Here is a 21,420-nt window from a genome sequence, read left to right as displayed (position 1 = left end):
CGTTTAGGCGATTCAGCTACTTCGCCCCGAGCAGCGTCTTCGCATGCGCGAGCGCCGAGTCGCTTTTGCCGCCGAGCATGCGGGCGATTTCTTCGACGCGCGCTTTGCCTTCCACTTTCTCGAGCTGTGAGGTGGTGCGGTCCCTGGTGAATTCCTTGGTGACGACGAATTGCGTGTTCGCCTGGGCGGCGACTTGCGGGAGGTGACTGATGCACAGCACCTGATGTTCGCCGGCGAGCGATTTCATTTTCGCGCCGACGGCGTGAGCGATCTCGCCGCCAACGTTGGCGTCGATTTCGTCGAAGACGAGCAGCGGGATGGTGTCCTGCGCGGCAAGGGAGGATTTCACTGCGAGCATGACGCGCGAGATTTCACCGCTGGAGGCGATGGCTTTGAGCGGTTTGGGCGGCTCACCGGGATTGGGTGCGAAGAGGAATTCGATGCTTTCCAAGCCGTGCGGGCCGGGCTTTTCCAGCGCGTTGAGGCCGACGCGGAAATCGGATTTCTTGAAACCGAGATCGCGCAATTGCGAGGTAACACTCGTGGCCAGTTTCGGCGCGGCGGCCGCGCGCTTGGCGTTGAGTTTCCTGCCGGCTTCCTGCACGGCTTTGTGTCCGATTTCGATCTCGCTGGCGAGGCGCGCGAGTTCGGTGCCGCGCGACTCGATCTTGCGCAGACGCTCGCCGGCCTGGTCGCCGAAGGCGATGACCTCCTTGAGGCTGCCGCCGTACTTGCGCTTGAGCGTTTCGAAAAGAGACACGCGCTCTTCCATCTGGGCGAGGCGCTCGGGGTCGAGGTCCATCTCCTGAGCGTAGTCCTGCAGCGATTGCACGAGGTCTTCGAGCTCGGTGGCGGCGCGCAGGTGCGATTCGCTGAAACGCGCGGCGGCGGGATCGAGCCGCTCGAGATCGCGGATGAGCTTGCCGATTTCCGTGAGGCGGCCGAGCACGGCGTCTTCTTCTTCGGAGAGGCGGCCGACGGCCTGGGTGGAGAGTTCCATCAGGCGGCGGCTGTTGGCGCCGACGTTGTATTTGGCGAGCAGTTCCCCTTCTTCGTCGGGCTTCAATTGCGCGGCTTCGATTTCGTGCACCTGATGTCGAAGCAGATCGACCTCGCGCTCCAGCGCTGCCTCGCTGGTGGATAGCTCGGTGTGTTCGTCGATGAGTTGGTTCAGCTTGCGGAATTGCTCCTCGTATTTTTCCAGCAGCGCATCGGCGCCAGCGAAAGAATCGAGCAGGCTGCGTTGCTTGGCATCCGCGAGCAGTGACTGGTGATCGTGCGGGCCGTGCAAGTCCACGAGGCCGTCGCCGAGCTGCTTGAGCACGGCGAGCGTGGTCGGGCTGCCGTTGATGAATTGGCGGTTCGTGCCGGTCGCGGAAAAGACACGCTTGAGGATGAGTTCGCCGCCTTCGCACGGCTCGACGCCGAATTCCTCCAGCTCACGGTTCAGCGCTTTCGTATCGTCGAATTGAAATACCGCCTCCACGGTACAACTCTCCGCGCCAGTGCGGACGAGCGTTTTGTCCGCGCGTTCGCCGAGGATGAGCTTGAGCGCGCCGACGATGATCGATTTGCCCGAACCAGTCTCCCCGGTGATGGCGGTGAAGCCGGGAAGCAGCGTCCAGGCGAGTTCCTCGACGAGGGCGAGATTGCGAATGCGAAGGGAGGTGAGCGTTGCGGGCACGGCGGGATTATGGAAGGCTGCGCCCGCTTTTCAATCCGCACGCATGGCAGAACTGACGATTACTTTTCTCGGCACGGGCACCTCCCTGGGTGTGCCGATGATCGGCTGCGACTGCCGGATCTGTCGCTCGCCCGATCCGCGCGATAAACGGACCCGCGCCTCGGTCTATGTCCAGGGCGAGGATTACGCCTGGGTCATCGATACCGGTCCGGATTTCCGCACGCAGGCACTGCGCGAGCGCGTGCGACGGATCGATGCGGTGGTCTTCACCCACTCGCACACCGATCACATCATGGGGCTCGATGATTTGCGTCCTTTTTGCTTCGGCGAGAAGGAGTTGCCGGTCTATGCCTCGCCGGAAACCATGCGTGATCTGGAGCGCGTCTTTGTCTTCGCTTTCAATGGGCAGAACCGCTGGCCGGGCTATTTGCGACCGATGCCTTACGTGATTAATGGGCCATTTCGTCTCGGCTCTACAGAGATAACGCCCTTGCAGGTGCTGCATGGGCGCACCCCGGTGAATGGGTATCTGCTCCGCCGAAATGGCGAGCCGTTGCTGGCTTACCTGAGCGATTGCAAGGAAGTGCCGGCGGCGGCGCGCGAGGCGGTGCGCGGGGTCCGGCACCTCGTGGTGGACGCCCTGCGTTACACCCCGCACCCCACACATATGAACATTGAGGAAGCACTTGCTCTTGCGCAGGACGTCTGTCCGGGCAAGACATGGTTCACTCATTTGTGCCACGACGTAATGCACGCCGAGGCGGAAGCCGAGCTTCCCCCCGAGGTGCGCCTTGCTTACGACGGCCTGAAGATCGAACTATGAAATTCCTCCCTCGTGTCACGCTTTTGCCCGCGCTCGCTCTCGCGTGCCTGCTCATTCCGATGGCGATGGCTGCGCCGAAAGCGGTGCGCGCCGCGACGCCGCCCCGGGCCGTACCGGTGGCAAGCCCCTACGCGGGGGCGACGATCGTCGTTTATAATGAAACGGATCACGACTCGGTGGAACTCGCACATTTTTACGCGGAACGGCGGGGCATTCCGAAGGAGCAGATCATCGGGCTGAAATGCTCGAAGGGGGAAGAGATCACCCGTGAGGAGTATGATCGGACGATCGCCGAGCCCCTGCGGAAGACATTCACCGCGAACAACTGGTGGAAGCTGCGCGAGCCGACGGATCCGCTCGGGCCCGTGGAGTCGAACAAGATTCGTTTCGTGGCGTTGATTCGCGGCATTCCGCTGAAGATCGCCCAAGCCCAGGGCTACGCGGGAGACAAGGTGACGGCGGCGGGACCGGTGGGCAGTACCAATGCCGCGGCGGTGGATTCCGAACTTTCGATTCTCGGCTATCGCATGAAGGTAATTTCCGGGGCAGTGCCGAATCCGTATTTCCGCAGCTTCACAGCCATCGCGGATGCGCGGCACCCGGAGTTGATGCTGGTGTGCCGGCTCGATGCGCCCAGCGCGGACATCGTGAAGCGGATGATCAACGACTCGCTCGCCGCGGAGGAAAATGGGCTGACCGGCATCGCCTATGTCGATGCGCGCAATATCAAGGAAGCGGGCTATCTGGAAGGCGACACCTGGCTGTATGCACTGGCCAATTCGGCGCGCCGCCACGGCACGCCCGTGGTGCTCGACAACGGCCCGGGGCTTTTTCCCGAGAGCTATCCCATGACGCAGGCCTCGCTTTATTTCGGCTGGTATGCCGAGCACATGAGCGGGCCTTTCGTGCGGCCGGATTTCCGGTTCGCGCGCGGGGCCGTCGCTGTGCACATCCATTCCTTCAGCGCTGCGACATTGCGCGATCCGCTGCATCATTGGGTGGGGCCGCTGCTGGCCTCCGGCGCCGCGGCGACGTTCGGCAATGTTTATGAGCCGTATCTTTCACTCACGCCGCAGCTCGATGTCTTTCACGATCGTCTCCGCGCGGGCTTCACTTTTGCCGAAAGCGGTTATATGGCCCAGCGCGCGCTCTCGTGGATGACGACCTTTGTGGGCGATCCGCTTTATCGGCCGTTCAAGGGTGCCGCGGAACTCGAGGAGAAGCCGACCTCCGGCGAGTGGGCGGATTTTCGGGAAGCGGGCAGCGCGTGGTTTTCCGCCGATCGCACAAAGGGCGATGAAGATCTGCGCGCCCTGGCGAAGAAAGATCACAGCGGGATGATCATGGAAGGACTCGGGCTGTTGCAGCTCTCGGTGAACGACCGCGACGCGGCGCTGGCCAGCTTCGCGCAGGCCCGCGAGTATTACGGCAAGGGCGACGACTCCATGCGCGTGGCCATTCACGAAATCATTCAACTGGAAGGCTCCAACCGCGATGCGGATGCGAAGAATCTCGCCCAGAAAATGATCGCGTCTTCTCCGCATTCGCCCGCCGTGGATTTGCTCCGCTCGCTCACGGAATCACGTGCTCCCGCGGCGCCGGCGGCCGTGCAGACGGCGAATTCGGCAAAACATTGAATTTCTCCCCGGCTGTGGAGACGATGGCGGGATGAAATCCGGGACCCGCTACGAGAATTTGCGCAGCACCCTCGTGCGCGAGGAACCGCTGGTGACCACGCCGCGGGATTGGGATGAGCTGGAGTTGCAGGCCCACTGGTTTGCCGGCGATTTCGGGCGGGAATTCGTGACGACCACCGGGCAACCGGTGCGGATCGTGCAATTCGGCGTGTGGAATCGCGAGGCGGGGCCGGATTTCGCCGAGGCGGCGGTGTCATTCGACAACGGTGAACCGGTGCGTGGCGCGATTGAGATCGACCTCGATGCGCGGGATTGGGAGCGCCACGGGCATGCAACGAATCCAGACTACGAATCGGTGGTGCTGCACATTTTCACGCGGCCGAGCGGCGCGGAATTTTTCACGCGCACGGCGGAGCATCGGCTCGTCCCGCAGGTGTTGCTGGATCTTTCGCGGCTCTCCGATGATGTGGTGCCCTCCCCGCCCGAGGCCAAGCTCGGCCGTTGCTCCGGCCCGCTGCGCGAGCTCCCAGATGAAAAGGCGTATGAGGTCCTTTTCGGCGCCGCGCAATTTCGCCTGCGCCGAAAAGCGGCCGCGCTGGCGCGTCTCGCCGAGTTGCACGGGCCGGATGAAGCGCTCTTCCAGGCACTCGCCGCGACGCTCGGCTACAAGAGCAACAAGCTTCCTTTCACACTGCTCGCCCAACGTCTTCCCCTGCGACTCCTGCGCAAAAGTGAGGCCGATACCCTGCTCTTCGGCGCCAGTGGATTTCTGCCACACGATCTTGCCAGTCTGGAATCCTCCACGCGCACCTATCTGCGCGGGCTGTGGGAAAACTGGTGGCCGCGGCGCGCGGAATTCGAGCGGCTAAAAATCGATCCGCCGCTTTGGCGGATGAGCGGCCAGCGACCGGCCAATCATCCCCAACGGCGGCTTGCTGCGCTCGCGCAGATGGTGCGCCTTTGGCCCAAGATTCGCGCTTTGGTCGATCGCGCCGAAGCCACCGCAATCCACGAATTTTTCGACCAGCTGAAGGACGAATACTGGGACTACCACTACACTGTCACTTCGAAGACCTCCCCGCGCCGAATGGCCTTGGTCGGCGAGTCGCGGGTCATCGAAATGCTGGCCAACGTCTTCCTCCCGATGGCGATTGCGCAGGACGAAAACCGCTGGGCCGATTTCAAGAAACTGCGCGCTCCACTGACCAACCAACGCGTCGAAGTCGCCGCCCTCCGTCTTTTCGGCGAAGGCGCGCGCAAGAAGGAATACCTGAAATCCGTCGCCCTTCAGCAGGGCCTGCTCCAGATCTACGAAGACTTCTGCCTGCGCGACGCCTCCGATTGCGCCCGGTGCCAGTTCCCGCGGCAGTTGGCGCAGTGGTAATTGCCGCTCGTTAGGGAGCGAGTAGCTCGCTCAACGCAATCGGCTCATTTGGGAACGCCAGCGGAGCGACCGATTCATTCGCGGCCACGATCTTCTCGCTGCGATAACCTTCCTCGGTGGGATCACAGAAGACGTACATCTGGCTCTTGGTGAGATCGAGCAACCAATATTCCACAATGCCGGCCCGCGCATAGGCTTGGCGCTTATCCTTCAAATCGTAAGCGAGAGAAGATTCGGCGACTTCGACCAACACCAGCACGTCCTCGGGAATAGGAAGAGATTCCCGGGATTTGGCCCTGGGATGTAAAAGCAGAATATCGGGTTGCGGCTCGGAGTGACCATCAATGACGACCGGGCTCTGAACGTCCACAAGGGCGCGTCCGTCGTATCGGAGCACCATCACTCGATTGAGGTTCCGAACGGCTTTTATATGACGGATTCCAATGGGGGCCATAATGACGATGTCTCCGTTGAGCAGTTCCACCCGGTCGTCTTCATGGAAAAAACCGGTCTCGCCGAGCCGTTGGTATTCCCCCACGGTCCATCGATAAGTTTCTGCGGCAATGACACTGCTCATGGTCGGATCATGCCAGTTTTCGCTTCTCTCAGCAAGTGACCAACCCCGCGAAAGAAGATGGAACTTTTCGCCCGTGAGCTTACAACAAAGTCATGCACGCCCCCGCCGCTCTCCGCGACACCGTAGCTGACGTCGTTCAGCACACGCCGGTTTACGACATTCATACGCATCTTTACGATCCCGCTTTCGGCGAATTGCTGCTCTGGGGCGTCGATGATCTGCTGATCTATCACTATCTCATTGCGGAGAGCTTCCGGCAGTTCGACATGCCCTACGACAAGTTCTGGTCGATGACCAAGACACAGCAAGCCGATGCCATCTGGCAGGCGCTGTTTATCGATCATTCGCCTATCTCCGAGGCGTGCCGCGGCGTGCTCACCGCGCTGAATGCGCTCGGCCTCGACGTGAAGAAGCGCGACCTCCCGGCGCTGCGCCAGCACTTCGCCAAATGGAAGGTCGACGACTTCATCACCCGCTGCATGGAGCTCGCGAATGTGCGCCAGATTTGCATGACGAACTCGCCATTCGACGATCTCGAGCGTCCGGTGTGGGAGCGCGGCTTTACCCGCGACCCGCGTTTCGTCGCCGCGCTGCGCATCGATCCCCTGCTCCTCGACTGGCCCAATACCGCGCCGAAGCTGCGCGACTGGGGCTACGACGTGAATGTCGATTTCTCCAGCAGGACCTTCGACGAAGTGCGCCGCTTCCTCGGCGATTGGACGAAAAAGATCAACGCGCAGTACTGCATGGTCTCGCTCACGCCCGACTTCACCTTCCCCGCACACACCGACACCGCGCAGCTCATCCAGCACGCGATCATGCCGCACGGGCGCGAATACAACCAGGCCTTCGCGCTCATGATCGGCGTGCGCCGCAATGTGAACCCACGCCTGCGCCTGGCGGGCGACAGCCTCGGCAAGGCCGATGTCACCGCGGTGGAAAATCTCTGCGTCGAATATCCCGACAACAAATTCCTCTGCACAATGCTTTCGCGCGAAAACCAGCACGAGCTGTGCATCGCCGCGCGCAAGTTCCGCAATCTCCACATCTTCGGCTGCTGGTGGTTCATGAACAACCCGTCGCTCATCGAAGAGATCACCCGCATGCGGCTCGAGCTCATCGGCCTGAGCATGACGCCACAGCACAGCGATTGCCGGGTGCTTGATCAGCTCGTCTACAAATGGCAGCATTCGCGAGGCATTCTCGGGAAAGTGCTGGCGGACAAATACGAAGACCTCGCCGCCACCGGTTGGGAACCCACGCGCGCCGAAATCGAGCGCGATGTGCGCGACCTCTTCGGCGGTGCGCTGGAGCGGTTCTTGAGGAGCTAGCGGGTCCGTCGCGGCGCGCGAAGGTTGCCATGACGATTACGCAGGAGACCGGCGTCATCACGTTGCCCGAGATCGGGGCGACCATCGTGGCCGGTCTTTCGCGCTCGCAGTTCCTGCAGACGCCGGAGTTTTTCGAGGCGAGGGTCTTTGTGCGCAGCGAGCCGTGGTGCAGCTATCGCTTGCCGGCCATTCCGCAGAAGTACACAGAGCTGGTCATCGTCGTTCAGTTTCACGGTGAAGAGCTTGTCTCGCTCGCTCTTTGCCATGGCGCGCATTGCTTTGGCACCTCATGGGAAAATTGGTCGGAGGAACGCGAGCTTGCCCGCAAGGCTTTTCACGAGCGCTGGCTGGCTTCGGAGGTCGGTGTACAGGCGGGAAAATATGCCTGGGGCGATATCGATTCCTACTACGATGAGCAGGGGCGGTTTAGCACGATTGCGATTCGTTATACGAAGGCAGGGAATGGCTTCGAATTACGGTAGGTACTGCCCGAAGAGATAGGAGGAATAGGAGAGATAGGAACTATAGGAGTCCTATACCTCCTATTTTTCCCATTCCTCCTATTCGTCGACGGTCACAGGCCGCCGCCACAGCATCCGCCTCCACTCTCGACAGTTCGCGCGCGCTGCGCTGAACTGCCCGGCTCTTCCGCCACGTGCTGCCCGCGTTTCTCACCACCATTTTCTTTTCGCTGTCGGTGATTTTCGCCGCGCGCTCCGCCCGCCTGCTCGGTGGGCAGACGGCGAATCTCGGGCGCATCAGCCTGGCCACGGTCATCCTGGCCATTTGGGCGCATTGTTTCGGCCAAGGCCTGCACGGTGGAGGGTTGCCGTGGTTTTTTGCCAGCGGGGTCATCGGGTTCGGGCTGGGCGACATGGCTCTCTTCGGCGCGTTGACGCGCATCGGACCGCGGCTGTCCATCCTTATCACGCAATGTCTCGCTGCGCCCATCGCGGCCTTCGCCGAATGGCTTTGGCTCGGCACCACGGTACGCCCCTTGGATCTCGTTTGCGCGGGCGTGATTCTCGTGGGTGTCGCGGTGGCGCTGGCGCCGGACCATGGCATGAATGTGTCACCGCGCACGTTCTGGATCGGAACCCTCTTCGGCATCGGCTCCGCACTCGGCCAGGCGAGTGGTGCGGTGCTGAGCCGCAAGGCCAATGAGGCTGCGGCGCTCACTGGGTATGTCATCGATGGCGGCACAGCGGCTTATCAACGGATCATCGGTGGCCTGCTCATGACCATCATCGGTTTCCTGCTCCTCCGCCGCACCCTGCCGAAGGATGACACGCCGAAGCCCGCGGATCGCTGGCGGAAGGGCGGCGTCTTCGTCCTCGGTAACGCTCTGGCCGGTCCCACGCTCGGCGTCGGCTGCTATCAATTGGCCCTGCGCAGCACGCCCAGCGGACTGGTCCTGCCCATCGTCGCCACTTCCCCACTGGTCACGATCATCCTCACCTTTTTCATCGATGGAACGCGTCCAACCCGGCGGGCGGTCATCGGCGGGATCATCGCCGTGGCTGGAGCGGTGGCCATGAAGATCCTGCAAACGAGCCACTAAGAATGAACGACACGTTTACGAAACGCGTCTACCCTGCCGCATGCACAAGTCTACGTTCTTAAAGATTTTCCTGCTCTTCCTCCTGGGCATGGGCGGATTCTGGCTGTTCAACGCGGACGCCAGGGACAACTTGCACTGGCTGGACGACGGCAAGGCGGCCTTCGCTCAAGCGAAGAAGGAAAACAAACTCGTTCTGCTCGATTTCACCGGATCGACCTGGTGTCCGGCTTGCATGGCGCTGCACAAGGAAGTCTTCTCCACACCGAAGTTCGAGGATTACTCGAAGAAATTCGTCCTGTTGCGGGTGGATTTCCCCGATCCGATTTCCGTGCCGCGCAAAGGCGCTCCCTTGGTCAGCAAATATCTCACGGGTGACATCGCGCTACCCACGATTCTGATTGTTTCTCCGGACGGCAAGAAGCTGGGCACGGTCGACTACAAGCCGGGCGGCCCGGATGTGTTCATCGGCGACGTCGAGAAGATCGTCAAAGCGCAGCCGCACTCGTAAGAAGCGGGCCTCAGTACGACTTCGCCCAGACCACGCGCCGTTTGCTCGGCTCGCCGGTGAGGATGCACTTCCCGTCTTCTTCGGGAGCGTTGAAGGGGATGCAGCGGATCGTGACCTTGAGGTCTTCCTTGATCTTCTCCTCGACCGCACTTGAACCGTTCCAGTGCGCGAGGGCGAAGCCGCCGTGGATTTCCGGTTTGTCGGAACTCTTCGGCGTAAAGAAGGCGTAGAATTCTTCCTTGGTGTCGATCTTCACGGTGTGTTGATCGCGATAGGCCGCCGCGCGGGCGAGCAGGCCGGCCTGGAATTCCTCCAGCACCGCACCCGCCTTGGCGACGAACTCCGCATTCGGCACGAATTCCTTTTCCTTCGGTCCGCGGTCACGGCGCGCCACGGCCACGGTGCCTTTTTCAAGGTCACGTGGTCCGAGTTCGATGCGGATCGGCACGCCCTTCTTGATCCACTCCCAGCTCTTCGTGCCGCCGCCGATGTCGCGCTTGTCGACCTCGACGGAAATCTTCTCGCCGAAGGCGGTCTGCGCGCGCAGTTCGGCGGCCAGCTTGTCGGCCGCGGCAAAGACGGCGTCGCGCGTCTCCGGCTTGGGCGCGATCGGCAGAATGACGATCTGCGCGGGCGCAATGCGCGGCGGCAGGATGAGACCGTCGTCATCCGAGTGCGCCATGAGCACCGTGCCGATGAGCCGGGTGCTCACGCCCCAGCTCGTCGTCCACGCGTATTCTTCCTTGCCCTCGCGCGACTGGAATTTGATCTCGCTGGCCTTGGCGAAATTCTGGCCGAGGAAGTGCGAGGTGCCGGCCTGGATGGCCTTGCGATCCTGCACCATCGCCTCGATGCACAGCGTCTTCACCGCGCCAGGGAAACGCTCGGCCTCGCTCTTCTCGCCGGTGATGACCGGCAGCGCGAGGTAATCGCGCGCGAATTTTTCGTAGAGGCCGAGAATCAGGTCGGTCTCCTGCAGCGCCTGTTCGGCGGACTCGTGCGCCGTGTGGCCTTCCTGCCAGAGGAACTCCGCGGTACGCAGGAAAAGGCGCGGACGCATTTCCCAACGGACGACGTTGCACCATTGGTTGATGAGAATGGGCAGGTCGCGATAGCTCTGCACCCACTTCGCGTAGCTGGCCCCGATGATCGTCTCGCTGGTGGGCCGCACGATGAGCGGCTCGGTGAGTTCCGCGGCGGGTGCGGGACGCAGGCCGCCCCGGCCATCCGCCTCGAGCCGGTGATGCGTCACCACCGCGCACTCCTTGGCGAAGCCTTCCACGTGCGCCGCTTCCTTCGCGAGATACGAGAGCGGGATGAAGAGCGGGAAGTAAGCGTTGCGATGGCCGGTCTCCTTGAGCATGCCGTCGAAAATGCGCTGCATGTTTTCCCACAGGCCATAGCCCCACGGTTTGATGACCATGCAACCGCGCACGTCGCTATTCTCGGCGAGATCGGCGGCGCGCACGACCTGCTGGTACCACTCGGGGAAATCTTCGTCGCGGCGTGGGGTGATGGCGGTTTGGGGCTGGCTCATGGTCAAAAAGGGAGGAGCAAGCTAGGCGCAGATGTGCGGCGGCGGAAGTGCAGAATTATGAGTCAGTCGAAATTCTCTCGGTAGGTTGCTCGATAAGCTTCAAGTAATTCTTCCCATTGGTCTTTTAATCCGAGGCGTTCCACTTGGGCTTCAATGAACGGGCGGTCCATCTCGGTCACGGCGAGCATAAAGCGCATGTCACCGATGTGTTTATCCTGACGCCCTTCCCGGAAGAACTCCAGCTTGCGAAGTAGGACATATTCGGGCGGGGCGATCCACATTTGGCGGTCTCCATAACCTACCCTCCGACGATTTTTCATCGCCCACAGATGAAGCGGATCATGCACGACAAAGAACAAGTCGGCTTTGAAGCCGCTCTCGTGATGGTAAAGATTTAGGCAGCCACGCTGTCCGCGACGGAGCTCTGTCACCAGCGTTTCCTGGGGCGGCACATAATATTCCGATTCTGGAAACGCCGCCTGCAACCTGGCGATATCCTTCACCTCCATCAGTAATACCAAGTCGATGTCGTGGGTCGTCCGAATTTGTCCGTAAATACCGGCAGCCACAGACCCAGTGACGCAGTAAGGAAGCTCTGAAACTTCCATAGGCTCCAGGAAGTAGACGAAGGGTTTAGGAAACCCCATAGAGAATGCTATCGCGCACCTCGCGTTTTATTTGTTCTTCACTCCAGTCTGGATGCCGCATGCGCACTCCAGCAGCGAAAAACTGCTGTGTACTTTCGTAAAGCGCAGCCATGCGATCCAATTTTTCCGCCGGCGTCATCCTGCGATAAGCCCGAATCTGTAACGGATGCATCGGCTCATCCGCCGCATAGTTGCGTCCCTTCAACGGAGCTTCACGAATATGGAGATCCACGGATTTCATAGCTTTCCAATAAACCTACCAAAAAATTCCACGCCCGCCTCCAAATCCGCAACGGCGATGTATTCGTCCCTGGTGTGAGCCTGGGCGATGCTGCCGGGGCCAAGCGCAACGGCGGGCATGCCGCGTTCGGCGAAGAAACAGGCGTCGCAGAACCAGGGGGCGCCGACGGGTTTGGCGCCGCATTCGCCGAGTTTCGCGATGAGCGGATGTGAGGGGTCGGTGTAGAGGGGTGGCGCGGGAGTCGAGGAGACTTCGATATCCGGACACACCTGTTTTAGCCGCTGACCGAAACGCTCCATGATGCCCGGCTGGTAATGTGCGGGCACGAAGCGCATGTCCACGGTGGCCTCGCAGAAATCCGGGATGATATTGGTCTTCGTGCCGCCGCGAATGGTCCCGATGCTCAGCGTAGAGCAGCCCAACACGGGATCGCGCTGCTGCGCGAATTCAGCGGCAAACTCCGTGCGCACGATGGCCAGGGCGTCGAGCATCTTGTCGATGGCGTTGCTGCCCAGATCGGGCCGCGAAGCGTGACCGGCGCGGCCGGTGGTGCGCAGGTTGAAGAAGGCCGAACCCTTATGGGTGTGCACCACTTCGAGACCCGTCGGCTCCGCGGCGATGACAAAATCGAAATGCTCCTGCGCGGCCAGGGCGCGGGAGCCATGCTGGTCGGCCTCCTCGCTCATGAGCCCGGCAAACCAAATCTCGTGCTCCAACCCTGACAATTTTTCGCGGTTTTCCTTGAGCGCCCAAAGCATCGAGGCCATCGGGCCTTTGGTGTCGCTCGCGCCCCGTCCCCAGATTTTGCCATCCCGCAGTTCGCCGGAGAAGGGGGCGATGCTCATGCCGCCCACGCTCACGGTATCGGTGTGTGGGGCCAAGAGCACGCGCGGTTTCCCGGCGCGGTCTCCCGGCCAGCGCGCCACCACATTCGGCCGGTCGAGCAGCACCTCACGCAATTCCACCTCGGCGCCGATATCCCGTAGAAATTCCGCCAGATACCCGGCCATGCGCGCCTCTCCAATGCCATCTGTGCCGGGGTCCCCATGCGGATTCACGCTGGGGATGCGGACGAGTTCCTGGAGAAGTTCGACGACGTTGCGCGGCGCGGACATGGGCGGGGAGTGTCGCGGATGGTTTCCGGCGCGGCCAGCCTGATTTGCTGAACATCCAACATCGAACACCCAACATCCAATGGCGTAACCGAAGTGCGCAGCGGGCTTCTTCGATTGGATGTTGGATGTTCTGCTCTTCCTCTATTGTAAAATCCCCGTAACGACTTCGATAAGTGCGGACGCGCACGGATTCGTGGTGCTACGATTCCGTTCTCTCTCTTCTCGATTTTTCATGAGTTTTTGCATCAAGACCCACGGTCGCATCGGCGCCGAGTTACAGCGCGTGGCCGACCAGGAGATCGCGGCCGCCCAGGAGCAATTGCAGGCCTACGAACGCGGCGGAGCCACCGAGGCGATCCACGAAGCCCGCAAGCATTTCAAAAAACTGCGCGCCCTGGTGCAACTGCTGCGCGAGCCGCTCGGACCGAAAGGCACCCGCGCCGAACAAAATTTCTATCGCGATGCCGGGCGCGAGTTTCAGCGGATGCGCGATGCCCAGGCGCTGACTCCACTGCTGGAAAAGATCGCCGAGCGCTTTTTCGAAACGCGGCGTCCGCCCATCATCCAGGCTGCGGCGCGCGTGCTCGCCGCCGAGGAAAAGCGCGCCCGCGCCAAGCTGGACAAAACGGGCGGCTGCGAGGCGGTGCTCGATACCCTGCGCGAAGCCCGCGTGCGCGTCGCCGGATGGCAACTCGACGACTACCGCTGGAAGGACCTGCGCGCCGCCCTGCGCCGCAGCTATCGTCGGGCACGGAAGGCCTGGCGCCAGGCCTGCGACGAGCCGAAGCCCAGCACCTTGCACGCCTGGCGCCGGCGGACCAAGGACCTGCTCTATCACGTGACCCTTTGTCACAGCGCGGCGCCGGCCTTCATGGAAGAACTGGCCGGCGAACTCGATGTCCTCAGCGAATTCCTCGGGGACGATCACGATCTCGTGGTGCTGCGCGCCCTGCTCGAAAAACACCCACGCGATATTTCCGGCGGTGAGGCCCGCGAGGCCTTTTTTGAGATGCTTGGGCTGCGACGGGAGGAATTGCTCGATGCCGCCTTCGACCTGGCGGGTCGGGTTTTCCCTGAGTCTCCCGGAGAGTTCATCGACTCATTAGAGGAGCGGCGTGATGACCATCGTCTGCGCCGAAAAAAAGCGCGACACATGGCGGAACGGCTGACCACTCCGGCCTGACTCTTGCTTCGTATAAACCCGAAGTAATTTCAGATTTCCCCAACCACTTCACGATCACCCCCCGATGTGAACTAAAACCCCCGCGCATGCCTATCACCTACGTCATCGACCATGAGTTGAAAATCGTCCGCACGGAGGCCAAAGGCCCCATCAAAGTGCCGGAAATCGTCAACCATCTTGCTTCCCAGAAACGCGATAAAACGGTGCCCTATCGCGAACTCATCGATGTGAGCGGTGTCTCAGCACCCTACTTGACCAGCGCGCAGATCTGGCAGGCCGCCCAGGCGGTGCTCGCCGTGGCCCTCGAATCGAAACCCGGCCCGCGCGCCATCCTCGTGACCAATGACGCCGTCTTCGGCATGTGCCGGATGTTCGCCACGCTGGTCGACGACTCTTTCTCCGTCCGCGTCTTCCGCGAAACCGAAGCTGCGGAGCATTGGCTGATGGAGGAATACCAATTGGATCTGGCATGACCCGGCGGCGGGCGGAGGGAAATGGCGGATGATCCCGCGCGGCGGGAACGAATGACGAATGGTGGGCGGTGGGTGATGTGATGAATGAAGATGGTCGTGGAAGCCGGGGCACCGTAAAGATTGGCGACGCCACTCCTCATCCAGCGCCCTGCATTCGATTTCTCCTTTTCGTCATTCGTCATTTCCCTCTCCGCGCCCATCCCGCGCATGAATTTCCACCGTCTCCTTCGCCACATCCTCGCTCCGTTCGCCGCCCTACTCCTTTCCTCCTGCGCCACCGTCGCGCCGCCGAAGCCGGCGGATGCGCTTCATCCCCGGCGACCGCCGGAGACAGCTTTCGATCGCGGGCTGGGCACGGATCGCGTGCTCTGCCTGCGCCTGCAGAGCGAGCGCGGCGACAACTGGCGCTTCCTTGTCGATACCGGTTCGCCCATTACCATTTTCAATAGCTCGGTGCGCCGCAAGCTGGGTCCGTCGCTGGGCATTGAGCCGGTGCAATACGCGTGGTCGGGCGCCGCGAATTTGCAGATCCACGATGCGCCGCGGCTCTTCCTGAATAACACCCTCCTCCTCAATGGCCCGCACGTGTGGAGCGATGACCTGCACCGCGTCTGGCCCGGTCGCGGCATCGACGGCATCCTCGGGCTGGATTGTCTGCGACACTATTGCGTCCAGCTCGATTTCTCGACGCACACCATCCGCTTCCTCGATCCCGAGCGCGCCACGGGCCCGGAGCTTGGCCGCCCCTACCCGATCCAGACGGTGGGCAGCAGCATTTTCATCCAGGCGGATCTCCTCGGCAATGGCCCCATGCTCTACCAGGTGGACACCGGTTGCACCGTCGATGCCGTCATCCCGCCGCAGCTCTTCGAGCGCGCCTGGAAACGGCAGCAGCCCGCGTGGATGCGCCAGTTTCCTTCCGGTGAAGGCCGACTGGTCGTCGAGGCTGGTTTCCCGCAGGGCACCTTCGATGGCGAGATGTTTCACCAACTCGTCGTCGACGCGGCCAATCACAGTTTCCTCGGCCTGCGCTTCTTCGCCCGACACGTCGTCACGCTGAACTTTCCCAAGCACACGCTTTATCTGCGACGGATTTGACCGACCGACGCCGTCCATCCGCAGACCTGCGAACTCACCCAGCGATTCCCCGTCTACGTGGCTTTACTTTTTCTAACGCTTCGGTGAATGCTGTTGTACTGCTCCGCGACTCGGTCGCGACCTATGATTTCTCATTTCCACGGATTATCCACTCTCGCAGGCGCAATCGCTGCGGATCAGGGTATGCCTGACCTTTACATTACCGACTGCCCGCCCAAGACTCCCGGGCGCCGCATGCGATACGCCGGCGGTTTATGACCTTGTCCCGATTCCGAACGCTTCCCCCCATCGTTTTCGGTGTCCTTCTTGCCTTTGCAGCTGCCACCTTTGGCGCTGAGCTCAAGAAATACCCGAAGTATAATTACAGCCTCGAAATGCCCGCAGGCTGGGAAGATGTCAGCGACGTCAATCCCACGAAAGGGATGGCTTCTTTCTACCTCTCAGCGGATCGGAAGCACATGGTCCTTGTCTTCGTGGACAACGACACGCCGCCGCCCGGCGGGTTGGATGAGAAGTTCGTCGAGGATTACGAGAAGAAGATCGGCACCACCGGTGGCAACAAACGCCTTTCGGGAAAATTCATCACCGTCCAGGGCATCAAGAGCTACGAGCGCACTGGCGAGGGTGAATGGCGGGGGAACTACATTTCCACGCTGTCGCGCACCATTCCGACCGCGGGGCATTTCTATCTGGTGCGCGCCATGATCTGGAATTCCGGCAAGGCGGATGAAGACCCGGAAATCTTCGGGATCATCGACAGCTTCCGCTTCCTCAAGCCACCGCCCACCTCGGAACAGACTCCCGCGACATCCGTCGCGGCAGCGGCCACGCCTGCTCCGGCGGCGACGACGCCCACGCCTCAATCGCTCGCGACACCTGCACCGAAACCGGTCGCCGCCGCCCAGCCGGAGGCTGCGGCGCCAGCTCCTTCCCGACCGGAAGCCGCACCCGCACAGTTGCCCGTCCCTGGACCTCGTCTTTCAGTCCCAAAAAGGCTGGTGGCGACGCCAGCCGAACCTCAGTCGACACCGGAACCCAAACCGCAAATCGCTGGGGCAACGCCCGCGATCGCTGCGGCAACGCCCCAAGCGACAGAAAAAGCACAGGACGCTGGCAAGGACCTCGATCCAGTGCTGATTTTCACCATCGTCGGCGTCTTCGGAGCGATCGTCCTCGTCCCGATCATCCTCTTCGTGCGGCGCAAGAAATCCCCGCCCTCGGAGGCCGCGCCGGCGGCTCATTCGCCTGCGATGAAGGAATGGTCGGAACTCGAGGACTGGATCCCGCCGTCACCGGCTGCGCCCGGAAATTCCGGAGCCGCTTCTTCGACGGCACCAGCGGCGCCAAAACCCGTGCCGCCACCGCCACGTTCCACGGTCATCATCCGGCCTCAGCGTCCGGAACAAAAGCCGTCGCCCGCCGCGCCATCCAAGGAAGCCCGGCCGGCTCCTGCCCCGCCATTGGCGTTGCCTCGGAAACCGCAACCCCTTCGCGCCACATCGCCGGCACCGGCAGCACCCGTTGCCCCGGCTCCGAAGAGTCAGAAGCCTGCACCTGCCGCTCCGCCAAAAGCGCCCCAACCTGCCTCCCCTGCTGCATCCGCACCCAGCCCGGCCCCGCAAGCGCCGCCGCCCAAATTTCCCTTCACACCGCCGAAGCAGCAAACTCCGCAAGGCCCAGCACCATCACCGGCTCCCCTGCAGCGGGTTCCTCTCAAACAATCGCCTGTTCAGCCGCCTCAAAAAGCGGCGGTTCCAGGATCGCACCCGGCTACACCGCCACCTCCTCCACCTCCTCCACCACCACCAGCGCCCAAGCCGGCGGTGACGCAGGCTCCGCCGCCGCGTTTGCCGTTGACACCCCCACCGCAGCAACCTGCGCCTCAAAAGCCGGCGCAGGTGGAAGCCGAAGCGCCCACGGTTCTTAAAATGCCCGCCAGGCCGGCATCGCCGGCAGCACCCATTCGTCCTCCCTCTCCTCCACCTCCCCCCAAGGTGGCTCAAACACCCCCTCCTCCGGCACCACCTGCGCCTGCACCACCAGCTTCACCAAAGCCCGCAGAGCCACCACCTCAGGCACAGCCAAAGCCACAGCCTCCGGTTCCCGCTCAACCCCAACCGCCATCGGCTCCGCCGCCACCACCAGCCCAGCCTGAGCCCGAGCCAAAGCCGGAATCAAAACCAGTTTCGGCTCCGCCCCCCTCCGTCATCCGCCCGCGTCAAAATACGCGGATCAAGGGTGATCGCATGTAGACAGATCGCCGCTGATGCGGCCGGCGCCGCAGTTACTTCCTCACCGAGTGAAACCACTCGACGAATTTCGGGATGCCTTCGGCGATCTTCGTGTGCGGGTCGTAGCTGAGCAGGCGGCGCGCTTTGTCGATATTCGCGTAGGTGAGTGGCACGTCGCCGGGCTGTTCGGGCATCTTGTTGATGATCGCCTTTTTGCCGAGCGCCTGCTCGATCGCCGCAATGAGCTCATTCAGCGTCGTCGTCTGGCTTTCGCCGAGATTGAAGACATCGCACAGCGCGCCATCGTAAGTGAGGCACGCGCGCATTCCTTGCAGGATATCGTCTACGTAAGTGTAGTCCCGCCGGGTGGTGCCGTCGCCAAATTGGTTGATCGGCTTTCCTTCCCAAATGCTCTTCGTGAAGGAATGGATGGCCAGGTCGGGACGCTGCCGCGGTCCGTAGACGGTGAAGAAGCGCAGCGAGATCGTGCGGATGCCGTAGAGATGGCTGTAGTTTGAGCAAAACTGCTCCGTCGCCATTTTCGTCGCCGCATAAGGCGAGATGGTCTGGTTAATGAGCATATCCTCCGAGAAGGGCGCTGTCTTGATCACACCATAGACCGAAGAACTCGACGCCGAGACCACCCGCGGGACATTGTGCAGCCGCGCAGCCTCCAGAATGTGCCAGGTGCCGGTGATGTTCGTATCGATATAAAGCTTCGGCTCCTTGATCGACGGGCGCACCCCCGCCCGGGCCGCCAGGTGCACGATGCAATCCGGCTTCTGCTCCCGCACTGCCCGTTCCACGGCCTCCCAATCCCGCAAATCGGCCTCATAAACCGGCACATCCTTGCCAAAACCGGCGATATTCGCCCGTTTGATGGCCGGATCGTAGAAAGTGTTGAAATCATCGAAGACGCTGAGGGTATGGCCTTCTTTCAGGAGAAGGTCGGCAAAATTGGAACCGATAAACCCGGCGCCGCCAGTGAGGAGGATCTTCATCGGCAAAGGTTAACGGAGGGAAAGGCGGAGTGCCAAGAGCCAAGAGCCGGGGGGAAGTGCCAAGAGCCAAGTAACGAGAGCCAAGTGTTCCCCCTGCCCAACGTAGATTGTGTTGCCCACTTGGCTCTTGCCCCTGGCACTAAATCCGCTCCGAGGGGACAATCGTATTGACAGCCAAATCCACCGGTGACATGTAACCCAACGCGCCAAAAAAAATTATGTCAGACGAACTTCCTCCCGCCCCCTCCGAATCCACAGAAGACGCTACGAAAGCGGAGACGATCCGCATCACGCTGCCGCCGAAGCCGGATCAGCCGACGGCCAAGCGTGAGACCGTACGTATTAACCTCCCTGGCAAGCCTGCCTCGACTCCTGGCGCCAGCAGCGCTCCCAAGAAGGAAACGACCAAGATTCCGCCCGCCTCCGAAGCGGCAACCATTTCCGCTCCGCCGGCCGGCGCGGGCAAGCCTTTCGTTCCGCCTCCGCCCAAGCCGCCGTCGCCGGTGGGTTCAGGCGCGATGAAGCCGATGAGCGGCGTCAATCCTCCGCCGAAGCCGCCGTCGCTCGGCGCCAAGCCGACCGTCCCGCTCAAGCCGACGCCTCCGCCGGCCAGTGTGGCCAAGCCTGCCAGTGGCTCCAATCCGGCTGTCGAACCTGTGACGCAGAGAGCTGCGGCTCCGAAGAAGGAAACCGCGCGCATCACGCTCCCGCCGGAAAGCGGCAAGCCCGCCCTGCCGAAGGCCACGGTCAAGATGCAGCAGACCCAGCCGCTGGTGAAGCAACCGGCCGCCTCGGTGACCAGCGCCAGCAGCCTCCAGCCCGTCCCGACCCTCGGCACTGCTGCCGTGGGCGCCGCAGCCGAGGCCGAACCGGATGGCATGGTCAATATCCTCAGCATCGCTGCCCTCCTCATCTCACTCATCTCGCTCGGCCTCGTCTTCTGGGCCTACAGCGCGAGTTCGGTTTCCTGATTCTTTCACACCACCTCAATTACCTCATGGCCAACGCAAACGTCGTCACCGTCACCGATGCCAATTTTGACACCGAAGTCCTGAAGTCGGACAAACCCGTCCTCGTGGATTTCTGGGCACCGTGGTGCGGTCCGTGCGTGCAGCTTTCGCCGGTGATCGATGAGATCGCCACCGCCAAGGCGGGCTCCGCGAAAGTGGCCAAGGTGAATGTGGACGAAAATCAGCAGGTCGCCGCGCGCTACCGCATCAATTCCATCCCCGCGTTGCTCTTCTTCAAGAATGGCGAAGTGCAGGGCCAATTGGTCGGCCGCCAGCCCAAGACCGAGATCGTCGCCAAGCTCGACTCGCTCGCCTAAGCGACCACAGAAAAAGTTCTCAACGCCGCGTTTCCGCAAGGAAGCGCGGCGTTTCTGTTTTTCTCCCGTCAGCGAGCCGGCCGCCCCTTCACCTTCCCGTGCTTCTTGTCCAAATGCGCCTCCAGCGCATCCAGGCGCGCACTCCACACCTGCTGGAAATCCTCGATCCAATTCCACACGTCCTTCAACGGCTTGGAATTGAGATGATAGATCCGCTGCCGGCCCTCGCGCCGTTCGGCGACGAGGTCGGCGTCCTTGAGGATTTTCAGGTGCTGCGAGATCGCCGAAAAGGAAACACCAAATGGCTTCGCCAGTGCACTGGCCGGCTTCTCCCCGTCACGGAGCGAAACGAGAATGGTGCGCCGTGCGGAATGGGCGATCGCGTGAAAGACATCCTTCTCTTGGATGGGGCGCATGGGTCAGTTCGACCACGCGGGATACAACGCTATGAGTTCTTCGAATCGTGGCATCCAGCCTGGCAGGGGGGCATCGTCCAGTTGCGCTTCCAGCCGGTCAAGCAGCACATGGGTACCGGGCGCAAAGCCACGTGCTGTCTGCGCGGTGAGCCGGCGATACGTCACCGTTAGCAAGGTATCCTCGCCTTGCGGCGCCAGCTCATAGCGGAAAATCGCCTCCTCGCCGTTCGGCATGTGCGGCACCGCCGCCACTTTCCATTCGTGCTCATAAACCCGCGGCGGATCCCAGGTGAGAATCTTGCCGGTCGCATGAAACTGCGCCGGACCGGAAACCATGTCCACCGATCCGCCCGTGCGCCCATCGATCTTGGCCGAGGAACACATCAGCCACTCCTTCAACTCCTCGGGGTTGGTAATCGCGTTCCACACCAACTCCGGAGCGTGATGAAGCAGCCGTTCGAAAATGATGGTGGCGTGATCGCCTTCGATAATGACCCGACCCTTGCGGGCGGCAGCGTTGAATTTGTCAGTCATGTCTTCTACATAATTTAGATATTACTAAAGTGTCAAACGACATTTTAGATGCCGCTAAATTATTGCCATGTCCCGCTCGATGCCCGATCTCTCGGACCGGGCGCGCTATAGT

Annotated in this window: 22 protein-coding genes; 13 read left to right on the top strand and 9 right to left on the bottom strand. The window is 61.8% G+C overall.

Annotation, left to right across the window (positions count from 1 at the left end):
• Nucleotides 1-16: 16 nt before the first annotated feature.
• A complete protein-coding gene (recN, locus tag CFE428DRAFT_RS12045) occupies nucleotides 17-1,684 on the bottom strand; it encodes a DNA repair protein RecN (RefSeq protein WP_006979815.1) in 1,668 nt (555 codons plus the stop codon).
• Nucleotides 1,685-1,727: 43 nt separating this feature from the next.
• Between recN and CFE428DRAFT_RS12040 the strand changes: the two genes are divergently transcribed.
• From CFE428DRAFT_RS12040 to CFE428DRAFT_RS12030, 3 genes are read left to right on the top strand one after another with little or no spacing between them, the layout of a single operon-like run.
• On the top strand, nucleotides 1,728-2,507 hold the full coding sequence (locus tag CFE428DRAFT_RS12040; protein ID WP_006979814.1) for an MBL fold metallo-hydrolase: 780 nt from the start codon (nucleotides 1,728-1,730) through the stop codon (nucleotides 2,505-2,507).
• Entirely contained in the window at nucleotides 2,504-4,144 is a 1,641-nt protein-coding gene (locus tag CFE428DRAFT_RS12035; RefSeq protein WP_006979813.1) for a TIGR03790 family protein, read from the top strand. The genes CFE428DRAFT_RS12040 and CFE428DRAFT_RS12035 overlap by 4 nt, the downstream gene beginning before the upstream one ends.
• Nucleotides 4,145-4,175: 31 nt before the next feature.
• Complete coding sequence (locus CFE428DRAFT_RS12030) at nucleotides 4,176-5,528, top strand: DUF2851 family protein (protein WP_006979812.1); 1,353 nt, start codon at nucleotides 4,176-4,178, stop codon at nucleotides 5,526-5,528.
• Between the two features lie 10 nt (nucleotides 5,529-5,538).
• Here the strand turns inward: CFE428DRAFT_RS12030 and CFE428DRAFT_RS12025 are convergent, their stop codons facing one another.
• The gene (locus CFE428DRAFT_RS12025) at nucleotides 5,539-6,105 is read right to left on the bottom strand and encodes a Uma2 family endonuclease (RefSeq protein WP_006979811.1); all 567 of its coding nucleotides are present in this window, start codon (nucleotides 6,103-6,105) and stop codon (nucleotides 5,539-5,541) included.
• 92 nt (nucleotides 6,106-6,197) lie between these two features.
• Between CFE428DRAFT_RS12025 and CFE428DRAFT_RS12020 the strand changes: the two genes are divergently transcribed.
• The 4 genes from CFE428DRAFT_RS12020 (at nucleotide 6,198) to CFE428DRAFT_RS12005 (ending at nucleotide 9,505) form a co-directional block, all read left to right on the top strand.
• Nucleotides 6,198-7,436, top strand: a complete 1,239-nt coding sequence (locus CFE428DRAFT_RS12020) for a glucuronate isomerase (RefSeq protein ID WP_006979810.1) — start codon at nucleotides 6,198-6,200, stop codon at nucleotides 7,434-7,436.
• A 29-nt stretch (nucleotides 7,437-7,465) separates the two neighbouring features.
• Entirely contained in the window at nucleotides 7,466-7,918 is a 453-nt protein-coding gene (locus CFE428DRAFT_RS33500; RefSeq protein ID WP_006979809.1) for a hypothetical protein, read from the top strand.
• A 173-nt stretch (nucleotides 7,919-8,091) separates the two neighbouring features.
• Entirely contained in the window at nucleotides 8,092-8,997 is a 906-nt protein-coding gene (locus tag CFE428DRAFT_RS12010) for a DMT family transporter (RefSeq protein ID WP_006979808.1), read from the top strand.
• Nucleotides 8,998-9,037: 40 nt separating this feature from the next.
• A complete protein-coding gene (locus CFE428DRAFT_RS12005) occupies nucleotides 9,038-9,505 on the top strand; it encodes a thioredoxin family protein (RefSeq protein ID WP_006979807.1) in 468 nt (155 codons plus the stop codon).
• A 10-nt stretch (nucleotides 9,506-9,515) separates the two neighbouring features.
• Here the strand turns inward: CFE428DRAFT_RS12005 and proS are convergent, their stop codons facing one another.
• The 4 genes from proS to CFE428DRAFT_RS11985 all read right to left on the bottom strand — a co-directional run bounded on the left by proS (nucleotide 9,516) and on the right by CFE428DRAFT_RS11985 (nucleotide 13,045).
• Nucleotides 9,516-11,042: a proline--tRNA ligase gene (proS, locus tag CFE428DRAFT_RS12000; protein WP_006979806.1), complete on the bottom strand. Its 1,527-nt coding sequence runs from the start codon at nucleotides 11,040-11,042 to the stop codon at nucleotides 9,516-9,518.
• A 62-nt stretch (nucleotides 11,043-11,104) separates the two neighbouring features.
• Entirely contained in the window at nucleotides 11,105-11,689 is a 585-nt protein-coding gene (locus tag CFE428DRAFT_RS11995; protein WP_006979805.1) for a hypothetical protein, read from the bottom strand.
• Nucleotides 11,676-11,930 carry a hypothetical protein gene (locus tag CFE428DRAFT_RS11990; protein ID WP_006979804.1) on the bottom strand — a complete coding sequence of 85 codons (255 nt, stop codon included), beginning with the start codon at nucleotides 11,928-11,930 and terminating at the stop codon, nucleotides 11,676-11,678. Before CFE428DRAFT_RS11990 ends, CFE428DRAFT_RS11995 begins: the two co-directional genes overlap by 14 nt.
• Nucleotides 11,927-13,045 (bottom strand): M20 family metallopeptidase, encoded by a 1,119-nt coding sequence (locus CFE428DRAFT_RS11985; RefSeq protein ID WP_006979803.1) that lies wholly within the window; start codon nucleotides 13,043-13,045, stop codon nucleotides 11,927-11,929. Before CFE428DRAFT_RS11985 ends, CFE428DRAFT_RS11990 begins: the two co-directional genes overlap by 4 nt.
• 232 nt (nucleotides 13,046-13,277) lie before the next feature.
• Between CFE428DRAFT_RS11985 and CFE428DRAFT_RS11980 the strand changes: the two genes are divergently transcribed.
• The 4 genes from CFE428DRAFT_RS11980 to CFE428DRAFT_RS37240 all read left to right on the top strand — a co-directional run bounded on the left by CFE428DRAFT_RS11980 (nucleotide 13,278) and on the right by CFE428DRAFT_RS37240 (nucleotide 18,051).
• Nucleotides 13,278-14,228, top strand: coding sequence for a CHAD domain-containing protein (locus tag CFE428DRAFT_RS11980; protein ID WP_006979802.1), 951 nt, complete (start codon nucleotides 13,278-13,280; stop codon nucleotides 14,226-14,228).
• Between the two features lie 86 nt (nucleotides 14,229-14,314).
• Entirely contained in the window at nucleotides 14,315-14,701 is a 387-nt protein-coding gene (locus tag CFE428DRAFT_RS11975) for a hypothetical protein (RefSeq protein ID WP_006979801.1), read from the top strand.
• Between the two features lie 207 nt (nucleotides 14,702-14,908).
• The gene (locus tag CFE428DRAFT_RS11970) at nucleotides 14,909-15,799 is read left to right on the top strand and encodes a hypothetical protein (protein WP_006979800.1); all 891 of its coding nucleotides are present in this window, start codon (nucleotides 14,909-14,911) and stop codon (nucleotides 15,797-15,799) included.
• A gap of 260 nt (nucleotides 15,800-16,059) precedes the next feature.
• On the top strand, nucleotides 16,060-18,051 hold the full coding sequence (locus CFE428DRAFT_RS37240) for a hypothetical protein (RefSeq protein WP_157447488.1): 1,992 nt from the start codon (nucleotides 16,060-16,062) through the stop codon (nucleotides 18,049-18,051).
• A gap of 32 nt (nucleotides 18,052-18,083) precedes the next feature.
• Here CFE428DRAFT_RS37240 and CFE428DRAFT_RS11945 read toward each other — a convergent pair whose 3' ends face one another.
• Nucleotides 18,084-19,031 (bottom strand): SDR family NAD(P)-dependent oxidoreductase, encoded by a 948-nt coding sequence (locus CFE428DRAFT_RS11945; protein ID WP_006979798.1) that lies wholly within the window; start codon nucleotides 19,029-19,031, stop codon nucleotides 18,084-18,086.
• A gap of 218 nt (nucleotides 19,032-19,249) precedes the next feature.
• Between CFE428DRAFT_RS11945 and CFE428DRAFT_RS11940 the strand changes: the two genes are divergently transcribed.
• Both CFE428DRAFT_RS11940 and trxA read left to right on the top strand, forming a co-directional pair.
• Nucleotides 19,250-20,002 carry a hypothetical protein gene (locus CFE428DRAFT_RS11940; protein ID WP_006979797.1) on the top strand — a complete coding sequence of 251 codons (753 nt, stop codon included), beginning with the start codon at nucleotides 19,250-19,252 and terminating at the stop codon, nucleotides 20,000-20,002.
• A 26-nt stretch (nucleotides 20,003-20,028) separates the two neighbouring features.
• Nucleotides 20,029-20,358 (top strand): thioredoxin, encoded by a 330-nt coding sequence (gene trxA / locus CFE428DRAFT_RS11935; RefSeq protein ID WP_006979796.1) that lies wholly within the window; start codon nucleotides 20,029-20,031, stop codon nucleotides 20,356-20,358.
• 68 nt (nucleotides 20,359-20,426) lie between these two features.
• Here trxA and CFE428DRAFT_RS11930 read toward each other — a convergent pair whose 3' ends face one another.
• Together CFE428DRAFT_RS11930 and CFE428DRAFT_RS11925 are read right to left on the bottom strand one after the other, a co-directional pair.
• Nucleotides 20,427-20,774 (bottom strand): ArsR/SmtB family transcription factor, encoded by a 348-nt coding sequence (locus CFE428DRAFT_RS11930; protein WP_006979795.1) that lies wholly within the window; start codon nucleotides 20,772-20,774, stop codon nucleotides 20,427-20,429.
• A gap of 3 nt (nucleotides 20,775-20,777) precedes the next feature.
• Entirely contained in the window at nucleotides 20,778-21,308 is a 531-nt protein-coding gene (locus CFE428DRAFT_RS11925; protein WP_006979794.1) for an SRPBCC family protein, read from the bottom strand.
• Between the last annotated feature and the right edge of the window lie 112 nt (nucleotides 21,309-21,420).

Source organism: Chthoniobacter flavus Ellin428 (assembly GCF_000173075.1).
Lineage (GTDB): Bacteria > Verrucomicrobiota > Verrucomicrobiia > Chthoniobacterales > Chthoniobacteraceae > Chthoniobacter > Chthoniobacter flavus.
Note: the sequence above shows the minus strand (reverse complement) of the source record. Positions and strands in the feature narration are given on the sequence as shown.

Excerpts from the sequence above, each read along its gene's own strand:
- CFE428DRAFT_RS12040 (WP_006979814.1), top strand. The coding sequence starts at position 1,728 with ATGGCAGAACTGACGATTACTTTTCTCGGCACGGGCACCTCCCTGGGT.
- CFE428DRAFT_RS12035 (WP_006979813.1), top strand. The coding sequence starts at position 2,504 with ATGAAATTCCTCCCTCGTGTCACGCTTTTGCCCGCGCTCGCTCTCGCG.
- CFE428DRAFT_RS12030 (WP_006979812.1), top strand. The coding sequence starts at position 4,176 with ATGAAATCCGGGACCCGCTACGAGAATTTGCGCAGCACCCTCGTGCGC.
- CFE428DRAFT_RS12025 (WP_006979811.1), bottom strand. The coding sequence starts at position 6,105 with ATGAGCAGTGTCATTGCCGCAGAAACTTATCGATGGACCGTGGGGGAA.
- CFE428DRAFT_RS12020 (WP_006979810.1), top strand. The coding sequence starts at position 6,198 with ATGCACGCCCCCGCCGCTCTCCGCGACACCGTAGCTGACGTCGTTCAG.
- CFE428DRAFT_RS33500 (WP_006979809.1), top strand. The coding sequence starts at position 7,466 with ATGACGATTACGCAGGAGACCGGCGTCATCACGTTGCCCGAGATCGGG.
- CFE428DRAFT_RS12005 (WP_006979807.1), top strand. The coding sequence starts at position 9,038 with ATGCACAAGTCTACGTTCTTAAAGATTTTCCTGCTCTTCCTCCTGGGC.
- proS (WP_006979806.1), bottom strand. The coding sequence starts at position 11,042 with ATGAGCCAGCCCCAAACCGCCATCACCCCACGCCGCGACGAAGATTTC.
- CFE428DRAFT_RS11995 (WP_006979805.1), bottom strand. The coding sequence starts at position 11,689 with ATGGGGTTTCCTAAACCCTTCGTCTACTTCCTGGAGCCTATGGAAGTT.
- CFE428DRAFT_RS11990 (WP_006979804.1), bottom strand. The coding sequence starts at position 11,930 with ATGAAATCCGTGGATCTCCATATTCGTGAAGCTCCGTTGAAGGGACGC.
- CFE428DRAFT_RS11985 (WP_006979803.1), bottom strand. The coding sequence starts at position 13,045 with ATGTCCGCGCCGCGCAACGTCGTCGAACTTCTCCAGGAACTCGTCCGC.
- CFE428DRAFT_RS11980 (WP_006979802.1), top strand. The coding sequence starts at position 13,278 with ATGAGTTTTTGCATCAAGACCCACGGTCGCATCGGCGCCGAGTTACAG.
- CFE428DRAFT_RS11975 (WP_006979801.1), top strand. The coding sequence starts at position 14,315 with ATGCCTATCACCTACGTCATCGACCATGAGTTGAAAATCGTCCGCACG.
- CFE428DRAFT_RS11970 (WP_006979800.1), top strand. The coding sequence starts at position 14,909 with ATGAATTTCCACCGTCTCCTTCGCCACATCCTCGCTCCGTTCGCCGCC.
- CFE428DRAFT_RS11945 (WP_006979798.1), bottom strand. The coding sequence starts at position 19,031 with ATGAAGATCCTCCTCACTGGCGGCGCCGGGTTTATCGGTTCCAATTTT.
- CFE428DRAFT_RS11940 (WP_006979797.1), top strand. The coding sequence starts at position 19,250 with ATGTCAGACGAACTTCCTCCCGCCCCCTCCGAATCCACAGAAGACGCT.
- trxA (WP_006979796.1), top strand. The coding sequence starts at position 20,029 with ATGGCCAACGCAAACGTCGTCACCGTCACCGATGCCAATTTTGACACC.
- CFE428DRAFT_RS11930 (WP_006979795.1), bottom strand. The coding sequence starts at position 20,774 with ATGCGCCCCATCCAAGAGAAGGATGTCTTTCACGCGATCGCCCATTCC.
- CFE428DRAFT_RS11925 (WP_006979794.1), bottom strand. The coding sequence starts at position 21,308 with ATGACTGACAAATTCAACGCTGCCGCCCGCAAGGGTCGGGTCATTATC.